Genomic DNA, 13,191 nt, shown 5'->3' on the forward strand with positions numbered 1-13,191 from the left:
CGGCCGCCCCGCGTCCTCGCGGATCCGCGGCCCCGCCGTCCCGCGGCCCGGCTCAGGCCATCCAGAAGAAGACCGCCGTCATCCGCTTCTCCTCCAGCGTCTTGCCGAAGTAACCGGTCGCGCTGTGCACGAGGTTGGCGTTGTACAGGAGCAGACGGTTGTACTTGTGGGGGACGCGCACGTCCTCCTCGAAGGCGTCCGGCGCGACGAACCGGGTGCCGAGGGCCTCGACGAGGTTGTTGTGCGGGGCCTGGACGACGTTGCCGCCGAGGCGTCCGCCGGGCAGGGACTGCCGGTAGAAGCCGGTGCCGCAGTCCTTGGGCACGCGCGGGTTGAGGTAGAGCACGGCCGCGTAGCGGCACAGGGCGCGCGAGTCGGTGTGCGGCCGGGGCTCGCTCTCCCCCTCGCCCACCACCTGTACGCAGTTGTGGTTCAGGGTGCCGCCGCCGGGCGCCCGCTGCACCCACAGTTCCCCGGCGCCCGTGGCCTTCTTCACCAGCCGCTCGATCCGCGCCAGTTCGTCCGGCTCCAGTCCGGGCATGGCCCGCAGCCCCGGCCAGGTCTCCTGCGTGTACGGGTAGCCCTCGACCCAGTCGTCCTTGGCGAGACACCGCTGCCGTACGGCGTCCACGTCCGGCAGGACGTCGTCCAGGACCCAGTAGTCGCGGCCCTTGGTGGGCTTGCGGTAGGGAAGCACGGGGAGAGGGGTGGCGGCCCGCGCGGGCCGACCGGGCCGTGATGGCATGGACATGCGGTGAACGTATAGCCGGGGTCCGTCTGGACTCGCCCCACGACTGGTCAATGTTCGGTCAACGGAAAGGGGTTCGACCAGCGGAAAGACAGGCCACCGCCACACACTCCCGCAACTTTTTACCGAAACCATAGAGTCATCTGGCTTCCCCATCCGTACTGCTGTGCGTCCGAACCGCTCGCCTCGCGAGTGGGAACCATTACCGGGCAGGAGGCACGGTGCGCTTTTCGCGGAACGCGACGGGAACTCTCTTCGTGGGCGGGGCCATGGCGGTGACGCTCACTGCAATGGTCTACCCGAGCATGCTCGGGGTCTCCACCGTCTCCAGCGACCAGTCCCGGATCATCGCCAACACCCAGTGGGGACCGCTGACGGAGGGCGACCGGGACTTCGTGGTCAAGGTGCGCGCGGCGGGACTCTGGGAGTACCCGGTCGGCCAGCTCGGGCTCCAGAAGGGCCAGTCGGCGGCGGTCAAGACGGCCAGCAACCACCTGATCGACGGTCACGCCGCGCTGGACGTCTCCTGCCGCAAGATCGCACCCCTGCTGAACATCACGTTGCCCAACATCGCGAGCCCCCAGCAGGAGGGCTTCGTCACCCAGTTGAAGAGTGACAGCGGCAAGCAGTTCGACGTCGACTTCGCCAACATTCTGCGGATGACGCACGGATCGATCTTCAACACCATCGCGAAGGTCCGCTCCACCACCAAGAACTCGCTGGTGCGCGCCCTCGCCGACCAGGCCAACGACACGGTTCTGGACCACATGACGGTCATGGAGAAGACGGGCGACGTCGACTTCGACACGACCCTCAACACGCAGACGAACCCGCCGAAGATGCCGGCCTCCCAGTTGACCCCGCCCGCACCGCCCGCCGGGCAGCCGCAGGTGGTGCTCACCGCGCCGCCGACCGAGACGTCGACCGCGCTGGACCTCAGCGGCCTGGGCGTCGGCTCGGCCCCCTCGGCCCCCGCCGCCGCGCCCTCCCCCGGCGCGTCGGGCGGCTAAGCGAGCCACACGGTGGTGTCGGGCGGCAGTACCCCGCCGCCCGGCAAGGGCACGCTGCTCAGCAGCACCTCCCCGGGCGGCAGCGGTACCGGCCCGTCGCCGAGGTTGGTGACGCACCGCCAGCCGTCCGAGCGGGCGAACTGGAGGACGCCGGCGGGTGCGTCCGGCGCCCAGGTCAGCGACTCGCCCTCCAGGAGCTTGCGGCGCAGCCGCAGGGCCCTGCGGTAGAGCTCCAGGGTGGAGCCCTCGACGCCGTCCTGGGCCTGGACCGCGTACGCGGCGAAGACCGGCGGCTGGGGCAGCCAGGCGCCGGCCGCGCCGAAGCCGTACGACGGGCCGCCGGTCGTCCACGGCAGCGGCACCCGGCAGCCGTCGCGGCCCTTGCGGACGTGGCCGCTCTGTTCCCAGATCGGGTCCTGGAGGACCTTGGTGGGCAGACCGGCCACCTCGGGCAGGCCGAGTTCCTCACCCTGGTAGACGTACGCGGATCCCGGCAGGGCCAGCATCAGCAGGGTCGCCGCCCGGGCCCGGCGCAGGCCCGCCGCCTCGTCGATCGCGGGTGCCCGGCCGCCGGAGAGCAGCCAGGCGTCGTGGTCCGTGCCGGGCGGGAGCGTCAGGCGCGAGGTGTGGCGTACGACGTCGTGGTTGGACAGGACCCAGGTGGCGGAGGCCCCTGCCGTACGGGCCGTGCGCAGCGAGCCGGTGATGACGCGGCGCAGCTCGTCCGCGTCCCAACCGGCTTGCAGGTACTCGAAGTTGAACGCCTGGCCCAGTTCGTCCGGGCGGGCGTAGAGGGCGCGGCGGGCGTCCGGGACCCAGGCCTCGGCGACCGCCGTGCGGGGCGGGGTGTAGGAGTCGAAGATCTTGCGCCAGTCGCGGTAGATCTCGTGGACCTCGTCCCGGTCCCAGTAGGGGTGGCTGCCGGGGGGTACGTGTTCCAGGGCCTCCTCGCCGGTCGGGCCGAGGTCGCCGACGTCCCGGAGCGGTTCGGTGAGGTCCTTGGCCAGGCCGTGGGCGACGTCGATCCGGAAGCCGTCGACGCCCCGGTCGGACCAGAAGCGCAGGGTGGTGCGGAAGTCGGCCCGCACCTCCTCGTTGTCCCAGTTGAGGTCGGGCTGCTCGGAGGCGAACAGATGGAGGTACCACTGGCCGTCGGGGACCCGCTGCCAGGCGCTGCCGCCGAACACCGACTGCCAGTCGGTGGGCGGGAGTTCGCCGCGCTCGCCGCGCCCGGCGCGGAAGACGTAGCGGTCGCGGGCGGCGGAGCCGGGACCGGCCCGCAGCGCCTCCTGGAACCAGGGGTGCCGGTGCGAGGTGTGGTTGGGGACGATGTCGACGACGACCTTCAGGCCCAGCAGGTGGGCCTCGGCGACCATGGCGTCGAAGTCGTCCAGTGCGCCGAGGCGGGGGTCGACGTCCCGGTGGTCGGCGATGTCGTAGCCGCCGTCGGCGAGTTCGGACGGGTAGAAGGGGCTCAGCCACAGGGCGTCGACGCCGAGCGCGGCCACGTGGTGCAGGCGCTCGGCGATGCCCCGGACGTCGCCGAGCCCGTCGCCGTCGGCGTCGGCGAAGCTGCGGGGATAGACCTGGTAGACGACGGCCTGGCGCCACCAGTCGGGGTTCCTGGACGAGAGGTCGTTCACAGTGGCTCCCTTGGGAAGGACGACAGGGAAAGCCTGTCCACATTGCCGGGAAAGCGAACCTTCACACTCTGCGGAATAGATCATTCCCAGTGTGGCGAAGTTGTGATGACTTCCCGAACTCCCCTTGTTCCGGCGCAGGTTGACAGGGTTCAGCCGGTCGACCCACCATGTGCACACGCTGTGGCGCATGTGACCAATGGGCCCGGTGTCCTCGACCTGCTTCTGCCTGCCGCGTGCCGCCTCACGCTGCCTGAAGCACTCTCAGAACTCCTGATGGGATACACATGTCCATAGCGATCCGTGCCACCACGCGCCGCCTGCTGGGGACGGGCGTCGCGACGCTCGCCCTCTGCGCGGCCTCCGTCGCCGCCGCCTCCGCCGCTCTGGCCGACGACGCGCCCGGCGGCGACGGCTGGAAGTCCGGCGGCACCTACAAGCCGGGCACGGGCGCGGGCACGGAGACCGGTACCGACCGCTGCCAGTTCTCGCTCGACGGCACCAGCTTCTTCGACTCGGTGAAGGTCGACGACCAGAACCTCAGGCCCACCGGCGACGGCAAGGTCCACATCAAGGTCCGCACCGCCGGTGACGCCTCGACCTGCACCGCCTCGCTGGCCTCCTACCTCGCCCACGGTGCCTCCTTCAACACCTCCGGCGAGCAGGTCTTCGTCGACTTCGACTCGGTGACCGTCAAGCCGGGCCAGACCGACTCCCTCGACATCGCGGTGCCCGACGCGGGCTGCTTCGCGCAGCTCGACCTGTACCGGGGCGCGGTGAAGTTCGACGGCAAGCTCCACGCCAAGGACGGCTTCGAGCACGGCGACCTGCCCAAGGGCCCGGACCACCCGGTGATCAAGGACAAGCTGATCGCGGCCTGGAACGGCGGCACGAAGGAGTGCACCTCCACCGAGTCCGCCACGCCGACCCCCACCACGCCGGCCTCCGCCCCGGCCCAGCCGACGGCCCCGACCCCGAGCGCCTCGGAGTCGAAGTCCACCGCCACCCCGACCCCGTCCGCCTCTGAGTCGACCTCGACCCCGACCCCGGCCCCGACCCCCGACGGTGGCGGCGGCGACCTCGCCGAGACCGGTGGCGGCAGCGGCTCCGGCATCATCGCCGGAGGCGCGGCGGTGCTCCTCGCCGGCGGCGCCGCCATCGTCGTAGCAACCCGCCGCAAGCGAACCGCACGCGGCTGACCCCGCCCCGGGAGGGCCGGGTCCGGTCAGCCTCCGTCGGCCGCGCAGTGCCCGAGCAGGTCCTGGACCTCCGTGTCCACCACCCGGTACCTGACCACGCGGCCCTCCTTCTCCCCCTCCACGACCCCCGCGGCCCGCAGCAGCCTGAGCGCCTGCGACACCGCGGGGTCGTTCATTCCCGTCGCGATCGCCAGGTCGGACACGGCGAGCGGGCCGGTGCGGTGCAGGGCGAGCAGCAGCGCGAGGCGCTTGGCGTCGGCGAGCAGGGCGAAGCGGTCGGCCCAGGCGCGCACATGGCCGGGTTCGCCGATCGCGGCGATGGCGTCGCACACCCGGTGACCGTCGATGGTGCGACGGTCCGCGCGGTCGGCAGGCACGAGATGCATACCGCCATGTTCGCAGGCACCGTTCTGTGATCTTCGATACCTGCGCAGGTGCGCAGCTATGCAGACGACCGCCCGCGCACCTACGGTGGGCGGGCCGTGGTGTTCGGGAAGTCGATGCGATGTCGACGCGGCCCTCGCCACTGTGATCGGGGAGTTCCCGTCCCGTCCGGCACCCGCCGGGCCACTGGTCGTACGACCGGGAAGGCAGGGACGGCGGACGCATGACCCGTAAGCCAGGAGACCGGCCACGGCAGCTCACGAAGTGATCCACGAGGTGCTGGAGCGTGAACCGGATGACCCTGCCGGAAAATTCCTTCAAGTGGCGGCGCGAGGACACGGTCAGGACGGCGGGGCTGCTGACGGTGATCGTCGCCCTGCACGTCGTCGCCTTCGGGATCCTCTTCCTGCTCGTGGTCCCCGAGCACTACAAGGTCGGCTCCAAGGCCTTCGGTATCGGCCTCGGCGTCACCGCCTACACCCTGGGCATGCGGCACGCGTTCGACGCCGACCACATCGCCGCGATCGACAACACCACCCGCAAGCTGATGGCCGACGGCAAGCGGCCGGTGTCGGTGGGCTTCTGGTTCGCGCTCGGGCACTCCAGCGTGGTCGTCGTCCTCGCGGCGCTGATCGCGGGCGGCACCCAGCTCGCCGGCAAGGTGATGAACGAGGGCTCGCGCACCCACCAGGTCCTCGGCTTCATGGGTACGACGATCTCCGGCACGTTCCTCTACCTCATCGCCGCCCTCAACCTGGTCGCCCTGACAGGCATCCTGCGCGTGTTCAGGGCGATGCGGGCAGGCACGTACGACGAGGCGGAACTCGAGGCCCACCTCGACTCCCGCGGTTTCATGAACCGCGTCCTCGGCCGCCTGACGAAGTCCGTCTCCCGCCCCGGCCAGATGTTCCCCCTGGGCTTCCTCTTCGGCCTCGGCTTCGACACCGCCACCGAGGTCACGCTGATGGTGATGGCCGGCTCGGGCGCGGCGGCCGGCCTGCCCTGGTACGCGATCCTCTGCCTGCCCCTGCTGTTCGCGGCCGGGATGAGCCTGTTCGACACCCTCGACGGCACGTTCATGAACTTCGCCTACCAGTGGGCGTTCTCGAACCCGGTGCGCAAGGTCTTCTACAACCTCACCATCACCGGGCTGTCCATCGCCGTCGCCTTCTTCATCGGCACCATCGAGCTGGTCGGCGTCCTGCACGACAAGCTCGACCTCCGCGACGGTCTGACCGGCTGGATCGCGGGCCTCGACCTGGACAACGTCGGCTACACCATCGTCGTCCTGTTCGTAGTGGTGTGGGCGGCGGCCCTGACCTACTGGAAGGTGGCCAGGGTGGAGGAACGCTGGACGGCACCGGCACCGGCACCGGCACCGGCCGGCACCGACCAGGTGTGCTGACCGGACAGGCCCTCCAGGGTCCGTCGCCGGTCACACGTACGCGGCCAGCCCCTCGGACAGCAGCGTGAAGGCGTGTTCGGCGTCGGCGACCGCCTCCGGGTAACGGTCGTCGGCGGACCGGCCGCCGGCCACCGCCTGGAAGTTGTCCATGGACAGCAGCCGCTGCGCACCCACCATCTGACCGGCCGCCAGGCGCGCGGTCAGCGCGGGGACCTCGGCGGTGTCCCGCAGCGCCTCCGCGAGCGCGCGTTCCGCGCCCTCGTCGAAGCGGACCATCCTCGTGCGCAGCGCCGGGGTCCGAAGGATCATCCGGGTCAGCGCCAGGATCTGCGGCACGTCGTTGAGGCCGGTGATCGGGTCGCGGTCGCGCAGGCCCGCCATGAAGTGGTCGCGGAGGGCCGACAGCGGCCCGACGGCCGGCGGCCGGGCGCGCACCACGCGGGCGGCCTCGGTCTCGTGGTCGGCGAGGCGGTGGATGACGAGCTCCTCCTTGGTGGGGAAGTAGGCGAACACCGTCCGCTTCGACACCTCGGCGGCCTCCGCCACCTGCGCCACCGACACCTGGTCGAACCCGTGCTCGAGGAAGAGCGCGATGGCCGCGTCGGAGATAGCGGCATGGGTCCGAGCGCGTTTGCGTTCACGCAGCCCTGTCATGCCGCCACCGTACCAAAAATCTGCACCCGGATTTTTCTCGCACCAAGATGTTTCTTGCACTCGAATATTTCTTGCACTGGGTATAGCTTTGCACTCGGTCGAGTCCAAGGAGGAGCGATGACCGACGTGATCGTGGCGGGCGCCGGACCCACCGGGCTGACGCTGGCCTGCGAACTGGCGCTGGCGGGCGTGCAGACGCTGGTGGTCGAACGCCTGCCGCAGCGGGTCGAGCAGATCAAGGGCGGGGCGGTCCAGCCGCGCACCCAGGAACTGCTGGAGCTGCGCGGCCTGCTGGACCCGATGCGGGCCAGGGCGACGGCACGCGAGCCGGTGGGCGGGCACTTCGCGCTGCTGCCCGTGCCGCTGGACTGCACGGTGTGGGACACCGCGCACCCCTACCCGCTGTCGATCCCGCAGTGGGAGGTCGAGGAGGTGCTGGAACAGCGGGCCACGGAGCTGGGGGTCAAGGTGCTGCGCGACACCCCGTTGACGGCCGTGGAGCAGTCCGAGGACGGCGTGGTCGTGACCGCGGGCGACCGGCGGATCGAGGCCCGCTGCCTGGTGGCCTGCGACGGCGGGCACAGCACGGTCAGGAAGCTGCTCGGCGTGCCCTTCTCGGGCAGGCCCGGGACGTACACGGCGGTCCTGGCCGACGTGCGGCTGTCGTCCGTGTCCGACCTCGTGCCGAAGACCCAGGGGCACATCAGCACACTCACGCGCGAGGCCGGCGACCGCTGGGTGATGCTGGTGCCGGTCGGCGGCGACCGCTACCGGTTCACCGGCGGGACGGTGGGCGAGGAGGACCTGCCCAGGGACAGGCCGGTGACCTTCGAGGAGATCGCCGAGTCGCTGCGCGTGGTGTACGGCGAGGAGACCGTCCTGGCCACCGTGGACAACGCCTCGCGGTTCGGCGACGCGACCCGGCAGGTCGACCACTACCGGGTGGGCAACGTGTTCTTCGCCGGTGACGCCGCGCACATCCACCCGCCCTTCGGCGGGCAGGGCCTGAACCTCGGCGTGCAGGACGCCTTCAACCTGGGCTGGAAGCTGGCCGCCGTACTGCGCGGCCGGGCCGAGGCGGACCTGTTGGACACCTACCACGCCGAGCGGCACCCGGCCGGGGCCTGGGTCCTGCACATCACCCAGGCACAGCGGGTCTTCGCCGCCCCCCGCCCCGGCGCGGACGCCATCGAGCTGCGCCAGGTCTTCACCGACCTGATGCGCCTGCCCGAGGCCAACCGGCACCTGGCCGGGCTGATGTCGGGGCTGTCGCACTCGTACGACGTGCCCGGCGGCCACCCGCTCGCCGGGCACCGGGTCGCCGGTCTCGACCCGTCGCTGTTCCGGTCCGGCAGGCCCGTCCTGCTCGACCTGGCCGGCCTCCTCCCGCCCCACCTCGACGCCGTCCGCGCCGAACCGGTGGCCGGACTGCCCGGGGCGGTGCTGGTCCGCCCCGACGGCTACGCGGCCTGGGCGGCGGACACGGCCCCCGACCTGGACACCCTCGTCAGCGACCCGTGCTGGCCCCTCCTGGCCTAGTCCCTCCTGGCCCAGTCCCTTTCGCCCTACCGCTCGACCGTCTCCAGGTACAGCTTCACGAACCGGTCGACGTCCACGTCCAACGCCACGTCCACCAGGGCCTGTTCGCGGACGCCCTCGTGAATCTCCGACTCGCCCGGCCGGGGCCGGCGGTCGACGATCGTCTGGCCCCGGCCCGGACCGGGGGCGAGGGAGACCTCGACGGGCAGCAGGCGGGTGGTGATGCCCTCCGGGTCGGCGACCGCGCAGACCGCGCCCGCGTCGCCGAGGCCGCCCGCCGCCTCGGCCTCGGCGGGACCGCCCTGCGTGGTCGGCCGGTGGGCGAGCAGCTCCCCGGCCAGCCGGGCACCGGGCTCGGCACTCGCCCGCAGCCGCCGCACCTCGACGCCGGGGACGACGACCCGCTGGAAGACGTCCAGCCCGTACATGGTGATCGGCACCCCCGCGGTGAGCAGGACCGCCGCCGCCTCCGGATCGTGCCAGACGTTGAACTCGGCGACCGGCGTGGCGTTGCCGGTGGCCACCGCGCCGCCCATGAACACGATCCGCTCGATGTTGCCGGTCACCTCCGGGTGGGTGCGCAGCAGCAGCGCGATGTTGGTGAGCGGGGCCGTCGGGACCAGGGTGACCGGGCGGGGCGAGGCGAGGATCTCCCGGTGCAGCAGCGTCACCGCGTCCACCGCGGCCGGGGCCCGGGTGGGCGCGGGCAGCCCCAGGTCGCCCATCCCGTCGTGCCCGTGCACGTGCCGCGCCGAGCGGGCCGGCTCGATCAGCGGCCGCTCGGCACCCCGGGCCACCGGGATGTCCGGCGCGCCCGCCTGCTCCAGCACGGTCAGGGTGTTGCGGACAACCCCGTCGACGTCCGTGTTCCCGGCCACGCACGTCACCGCGCGCAGCTCCAGGTCCGGGTGGCGGACGGCAAACAGCAGGGCCAGGGCGTCGTCGACACCGGTGTCGCAGTCGATGATCACGGGGATGGGCTGACCGGTCACGGCGGACTCCTTCCTTCGTACCGACCGTTCCTAAAGACTGAGCGGGAGTGAGTCCTGGTGCCAGGACTCGTGCTCAGCCGCGTGCCCCGAACGGTTGTGGGCACACTGGTCGCCCGCTTTCGCTCCGCGTCCGGCGCCGACGGATCCTGTCCGTGGTCCGGGAATGCGGGGGCGGGTTCCCTCACGCCCCGGTACTCCCGATGCGGCCTGGACGGTCCGATGCCCCACCGCATCACTCCGGTGCGGTGGGGGCGGTGCCGTCCGTCGCCGGATCGGGTGTCCCAGAGCGCGCCTTCCGATCGCCACGGCGGCAGCCTCGTGGCGCGTGGTCTTCCTGGTTGTGGTGGTGAGGGGTTTCTGCCAGTGCTGGGCGCCCCAGCGGCTGGTGTAGGCCGGGTCGACGGCGACCAGGGGGATGCCGAGTTCCGCGGCCATGGACACCAGCCGGGCGCGCAGCCTGGCGGTGGGCAGGCCGGAGATCAGCCGGCGGAACCGTTTGCGTCGGCCGTGCTTCTCTCGGGTCTTCTCTTCGCCAAAGTCCAAATCCTCGATCGCGAGCGCCAGGCCATGGTGTTGGGCCCAGTGCAGCAGGCGGATCAGGGCGTGCCGGATTTGGGCGTCGCGGTGTGGTGCGCTGCCGGACAGGTCGTAGTCGAACCTGCGAGGCTCACCGACCGGGTTCCCGTGTTCGTCCAGGCGCCAGGCGGCCAGGTGATCGGCGTTCATGTCCACACCGGCCACCCCCGCGGCCAGGGCGGCCTGAAGCGGCACCATCTGCACCGGCGAGTTCTGCCAGGAGGCGGTCAGATACCAGCGCCCGCGGCCGACGTCGTGATGCATGCGGTAGGCCACGGCCCGGTTGGCGGTGATCCGGTCGGCCCACTGCTCGCCCCGGTGCATAAAACCGACCCGGCAGGCCAGCACGAACCGGCCGTGCGGCGCGTTCGCCAGGCCCGCCAGCGGCGCGGGGAGTTTGATGCTCACCTCACCGTCCGGGCTGACCCGGATCGTCTCGTTGCCGTACCGCTTCCCGGACTCGCCGTCGGCCTGGCAGAACCAGCGCGCGGCCTCCCACCGGCGCCGCCACCCGGTCTCGGTCAGGTGGGCGGCCTGAAGGTTGTGCCGGGCGCGCAGCAGCTTCTTACCGCCGCGCACCACCCGCACGCGCCCGGCCTGGCACTGGGCGCGTTGCTGTTCCAGCCGGTCCTCGAGCAGGTGCAGGCGCCGGGACTTTGCGAACCACTCCCGCTTCGAGCGGTAACCGCCCGGCCGACCCGCCGAGCCCTTCGCCCCGACGGGCAGCGCAAGCCGGTGCGCGATCGTGTCCACGCCCGTCTGGAGGCTGTGGATGTGGGCGAGCTGACCGCGCCGGGCCAGCGCCCACTGGTCATGCGTGGCCTTCGTGATGCTGCCCGCCCAGCGCGAGGAGGACTCCCCGGTCAGAGCACGCTTACGCTCCGCCCACCGGTCACTGTCGTGATCGAGCCCGGCCGCGCAGCGGGCCTTCAGGTCGCGGGAGGCCAGGGATCCGAGCAGGTCACCGACCAGGCGCAGGACCTTCTCGTCCTGGGCGGTCAGCCCCTTGAGACTGGTGCGGACCGCCACCCCGGACGGGCCGGGCACCACGAACGAATCCGCCACCTCACGCAGCCCGCCCATCGCCCCACCCCCTCTGCCCGGTGACCAAGAAGCCGTCACCGGACCCAACGACCACCTCCCGCGAAGGTCACGCATTCGAAGCAGGAACACTCATTCCTTCCCTGTCCTGACAAGCGCGCGAGATGACCGAGACGCCCACTCACGCACACCAGAACGCACCCATGCACTGTCAGCCAGCAGCAGTTCGCACCCCTAGGACAAGTCCCTAGGTCACCAGGTCACTCCCACAGTGCGGTACCGCGTGCCCGCACCCGGTCGCCGATCCGCCGCAGCAGCTCGTCGACGGGGAGGGCTCCGGCACGCCGGCCGTCCCGCAGCCGTACGGCGGCCAGGCCCGCGCCGGCCTCCCGGTCGCCGATCACCGCCTGGTACGGCACCAGGCGCCCCGCGCGGATCCGGGCGCCCAGGGTCCCCCGCTCCGGACCGGCGAGTTCGGCCCGCAGTCCCCGCGCGGCGGCCTCCCGCACCACCGCCTCCGCCTGCTCCACCTGGCCCTCGGCGACCGGCAGCACGACCAGCTGCACCGGGGCCAGCCAGGCCGGGAACGCGCCGCCGTGCTCCTCGACGAGGTGCGCGACGGAGCGCTCCATGCTGCCGATGACACTGCGGTGCACCATGACCGGGCGGTGCCTGGCCCCGTCGGCGCCGACGTAGTGCAGGTCGAAGCGTTCGGGCTGGTGGAAGTCGATCTGGACGGTGGAGAGGGTGGCCTCACGGCCCGCGGGGTCGGTGATCTGCACGTCGATCTTGGGACCGTAGAAGGCGGCCTCGCCCGCCGCCTCCTCGTACTCCTGCCCGGACTCCTCCAGCACCTCCCGCAGCATCGCGGTCGCCCGCCGCCACAGGTCCGGGCCTGCGACGTACTTGCCGCCCTCTCCCGGGAGCGACAGACGGTACCGGGAGGCCCGGATGCCGAGGTCGGCGTAGGCGCGGGCGATCAGGCCCAGGGCCGCCCGGGCCTCCTCGACCACCTGCTCCAGGGTGCAGAAGACATGCGCGTCGTTGAGCTGGATGGACCGCACCCGGGTCAGCCCGCCCAGCACCCCCGACGGCTCGGAGCGGTACATGGCACCCAACTCCGCGAGCCGCAACGGCAGTTCGCGGTAGCTGTGCGAGCGGGAGCGGTAGATGAGCGCATGGTGGGGGCAGAGGCTGGGCCGCAGCACGACCTCCTCCGCCCCGAGCCGCATGGGCGGGAACATGTCCTCGCTGTAGTGGTCCCAGTGGCCGGACAGCTCGTACAGCTCCCGTTTGCCGAGGACGGGCGAGTACACGTGCCGGTACCCGGCCGCGCGCTCCGCCTCCCGGACGTACTCCTCCAGGGTGTGCCGTACGACGGCCCCGTCGGGGAGCCAATACGGCAGCCCCGCGCCCATCAGGGGATCGGTGTCGAACAGACCCAGTTCACGGCCGAGCCGTCGGTGGTCGTGCATGGCGGTCTCCTCACGGATGGTGTGGTGACCGGGACGAGAACCGGGACGCACACACACCGAAGCCCCGGGGCACTCGCCCCGGGGCTTCGGACTTGAGGTCACCTGTCAGCGCACCGGGACGTACTCCGGCGTCGTCGTACGGAAGAGGGAGGACGGGGCGCGCTTCATGTGGGGGACCGTAACAGGGGCGCGTGGCGGGGGCGACGCATTTTCTTCGCGCGATTACTCAGGCCGTGGCCGGCGCACGCCAATCCCGGTCCGCATCACTCAGCTCCCAGCCGGCGCACGTCAATCCCGGTCCACATCATCAGTCCACGGTCGGCGCACGCCATACCCGGTCCGCATTAATCAGCCCGTCCGGCGTTTGAGGACGAGGCCGTTCAGGCCGAAGCGGGGGCCTGGGGGCGGCAGCCCCCAGCGACGGGACGACACCCCCCCACCCCCCCACCCCCCCACCCCCCAAACCCCCCCCCCCCCCCCCGGGGGGCCCCCCCGGGGCCAATGTGGCGGGGGGTCAACCCCCCCCCC

11 protein-coding genes and 1 riboswitch are annotated in these 13,191 nt (G+C 71.7%); of the genes, 4 read left to right on the top strand and 7 right to left on the bottom strand.

From position 1 onward, the window contains the following. Positions 1 to 52 precede the first annotated feature (52 nt). Positions 53 to 745, bottom strand: a complete 693-nt coding sequence (locus ACFY01_RS21905; protein WP_390737504.1) for a DUF6445 family protein — start codon at positions 743 to 745, stop codon at positions 53 to 55. A 224-nt stretch (positions 746 to 969) separates the two neighbouring features. On the opposite strand from ACFY01_RS21905, the gene ACFY01_RS21910 reads away from it, so the two are divergent. Next, positions 970 to 1,758, top strand: a complete 789-nt coding sequence (locus ACFY01_RS21910) for a DUF4142 domain-containing protein (protein WP_390737383.1) — start codon at positions 970 to 972, stop codon at positions 1,756 to 1,758. On the opposite strand, the gene ACFY01_RS21915 is transcribed toward ACFY01_RS21910, so the two are convergent. Then, the gene (locus tag ACFY01_RS21915) at positions 1,755 to 3,401 is read right to left on the bottom strand and encodes a glycoside hydrolase family 13 protein (protein WP_390737384.1); all 1,647 of its coding nucleotides are present in this window, start codon (positions 3,399 to 3,401) and stop codon (positions 1,755 to 1,757) included. The genes ACFY01_RS21910 and ACFY01_RS21915 overlap by 4 nt on opposite strands. Before the next feature lie 284 nt (positions 3,402 to 3,685). On the opposite strand from ACFY01_RS21915, the gene ACFY01_RS21920 reads away from it, so the two are divergent. Further along, on the top strand, positions 3,686 to 4,597 hold the full coding sequence (locus ACFY01_RS21920) for an LAETG motif-containing sortase-dependent surface protein (RefSeq protein WP_390737385.1): 912 nt from the start codon (positions 3,686 to 3,688) through the stop codon (positions 4,595 to 4,597). A gap of 26 nt (positions 4,598 to 4,623) precedes the next feature. On the opposite strand, the gene ACFY01_RS21925 is transcribed toward ACFY01_RS21920, so the two are convergent. Beyond that, the gene (locus ACFY01_RS21925; protein ID WP_390737386.1) at positions 4,624 to 4,983 is read right to left on the bottom strand and encodes an ArsR/SmtB family transcription factor; all 360 of its coding nucleotides are present in this window, start codon (positions 4,981 to 4,983) and stop codon (positions 4,624 to 4,626) included. Between the two features lie 80 nt (positions 4,984 to 5,063). Continuing rightward, a riboswitch (cobalamin riboswitch) is annotated at positions 5,064 to 5,248 on the top strand. Between the two features lie 28 nt (positions 5,249 to 5,276). Between ACFY01_RS21925 and ACFY01_RS21930 the strand changes: the two genes are divergently transcribed. Beyond that, a complete protein-coding gene (locus ACFY01_RS21930) occupies positions 5,277 to 6,386 on the top strand; it encodes a HoxN/HupN/NixA family nickel/cobalt transporter (RefSeq protein ID WP_390737505.1) in 1,110 nt (369 codons plus the stop codon). A 30-nt stretch (positions 6,387 to 6,416) separates the two neighbouring features. On the opposite strand, the gene ACFY01_RS21935 is transcribed toward ACFY01_RS21930, so the two are convergent. Beyond that, complete coding sequence (locus tag ACFY01_RS21935; RefSeq protein ID WP_390737387.1) at positions 6,417 to 7,040, bottom strand: TetR family transcriptional regulator; 624 nt, start codon at positions 7,038 to 7,040, stop codon at positions 6,417 to 6,419. Between the two features lie 117 nt (positions 7,041 to 7,157). Between ACFY01_RS21935 and ACFY01_RS21940 the strand changes: the two genes are divergently transcribed. Continuing rightward, positions 7,158 to 8,579: an FAD-dependent oxidoreductase gene (locus ACFY01_RS21940; protein WP_390737388.1), complete on the top strand. Its 1,422-nt coding sequence runs from the start codon at positions 7,158 to 7,160 to the stop codon at positions 8,577 to 8,579. Between the two features lie 26 nt (positions 8,580 to 8,605). Here the strand turns inward: ACFY01_RS21940 and ACFY01_RS21945 are convergent, their stop codons facing one another. The 3 genes from ACFY01_RS21945 to thrS form a co-directional block, all read right to left on the bottom strand. After that, positions 8,606 to 9,571 carry a nucleoside hydrolase gene (locus tag ACFY01_RS21945; protein ID WP_390737389.1) on the bottom strand — a complete coding sequence of 322 codons (966 nt, stop codon included), beginning with the start codon at positions 9,569 to 9,571 and terminating at the stop codon, positions 8,606 to 8,608. 30 nt (positions 9,572 to 9,601) lie between these two features. Next, entirely contained in the window at positions 9,602 to 11,230 is a 1,629-nt protein-coding gene (locus ACFY01_RS21950) for an IS200/IS605 family accessory protein TnpB-related protein (RefSeq protein WP_390737390.1), read from the bottom strand. Between the two features lie 218 nt (positions 11,231 to 11,448). Next, on the bottom strand, positions 11,449 to 12,681 hold the full coding sequence (gene thrS / locus ACFY01_RS21955; RefSeq protein ID WP_390737506.1) for a threonine--tRNA ligase: 1,233 nt from the start codon (positions 12,679 to 12,681) through the stop codon (positions 11,449 to 11,451). Positions 12,682 to 13,191: the final 510 nt, after the last annotated feature.

Source organism: Streptomyces sp. NPDC001480, from assembly GCF_042894725.1.
Taxonomy (GTDB): domain Bacteria; phylum Actinomycetota; class Actinomycetes; order Streptomycetales; family Streptomycetaceae; genus Streptomyces.

What these genes read in the sequence shown, in the direction of transcription:
- ACFY01_RS21940 (WP_390737388.1), top strand. Translation starts at nt 7,158, where the DNA reads ATGACCGACGTGATCGTGGCGGGCGCCGGACCCACCGGGCTGACGCTG.
- ACFY01_RS21920 (WP_390737385.1), top strand. Translation starts at nt 3,686, where the DNA reads ATGTCCATAGCGATCCGTGCCACCACGCGCCGCCTGCTGGGGACGGGC.
- ACFY01_RS21935 (WP_390737387.1), bottom strand. Translation starts at nt 7,040, where the DNA reads ATGACAGGGCTGCGTGAACGCAAACGCGCTCGGACCCATGCCGCTATC.
- ACFY01_RS21905 (WP_390737504.1), bottom strand. Translation starts at nt 745, where the DNA reads ATGCCATCACGGCCCGGTCGGCCCGCGCGGGCCGCCACCCCTCTCCCC.
- ACFY01_RS21925 (WP_390737386.1), bottom strand. Translation starts at nt 4,983, where the DNA reads ATGCATCTCGTGCCTGCCGACCGCGCGGACCGTCGCACCATCGACGGT.
- ACFY01_RS21930 (WP_390737505.1), top strand. Translation starts at nt 5,277, where the DNA reads ATGACCCTGCCGGAAAATTCCTTCAAGTGGCGGCGCGAGGACACGGTC.
- ACFY01_RS21950 (WP_390737390.1), bottom strand. Translation starts at nt 11,230, where the DNA reads ATGGGCGGGCTGCGTGAGGTGGCGGATTCGTTCGTGGTGCCCGGCCCG.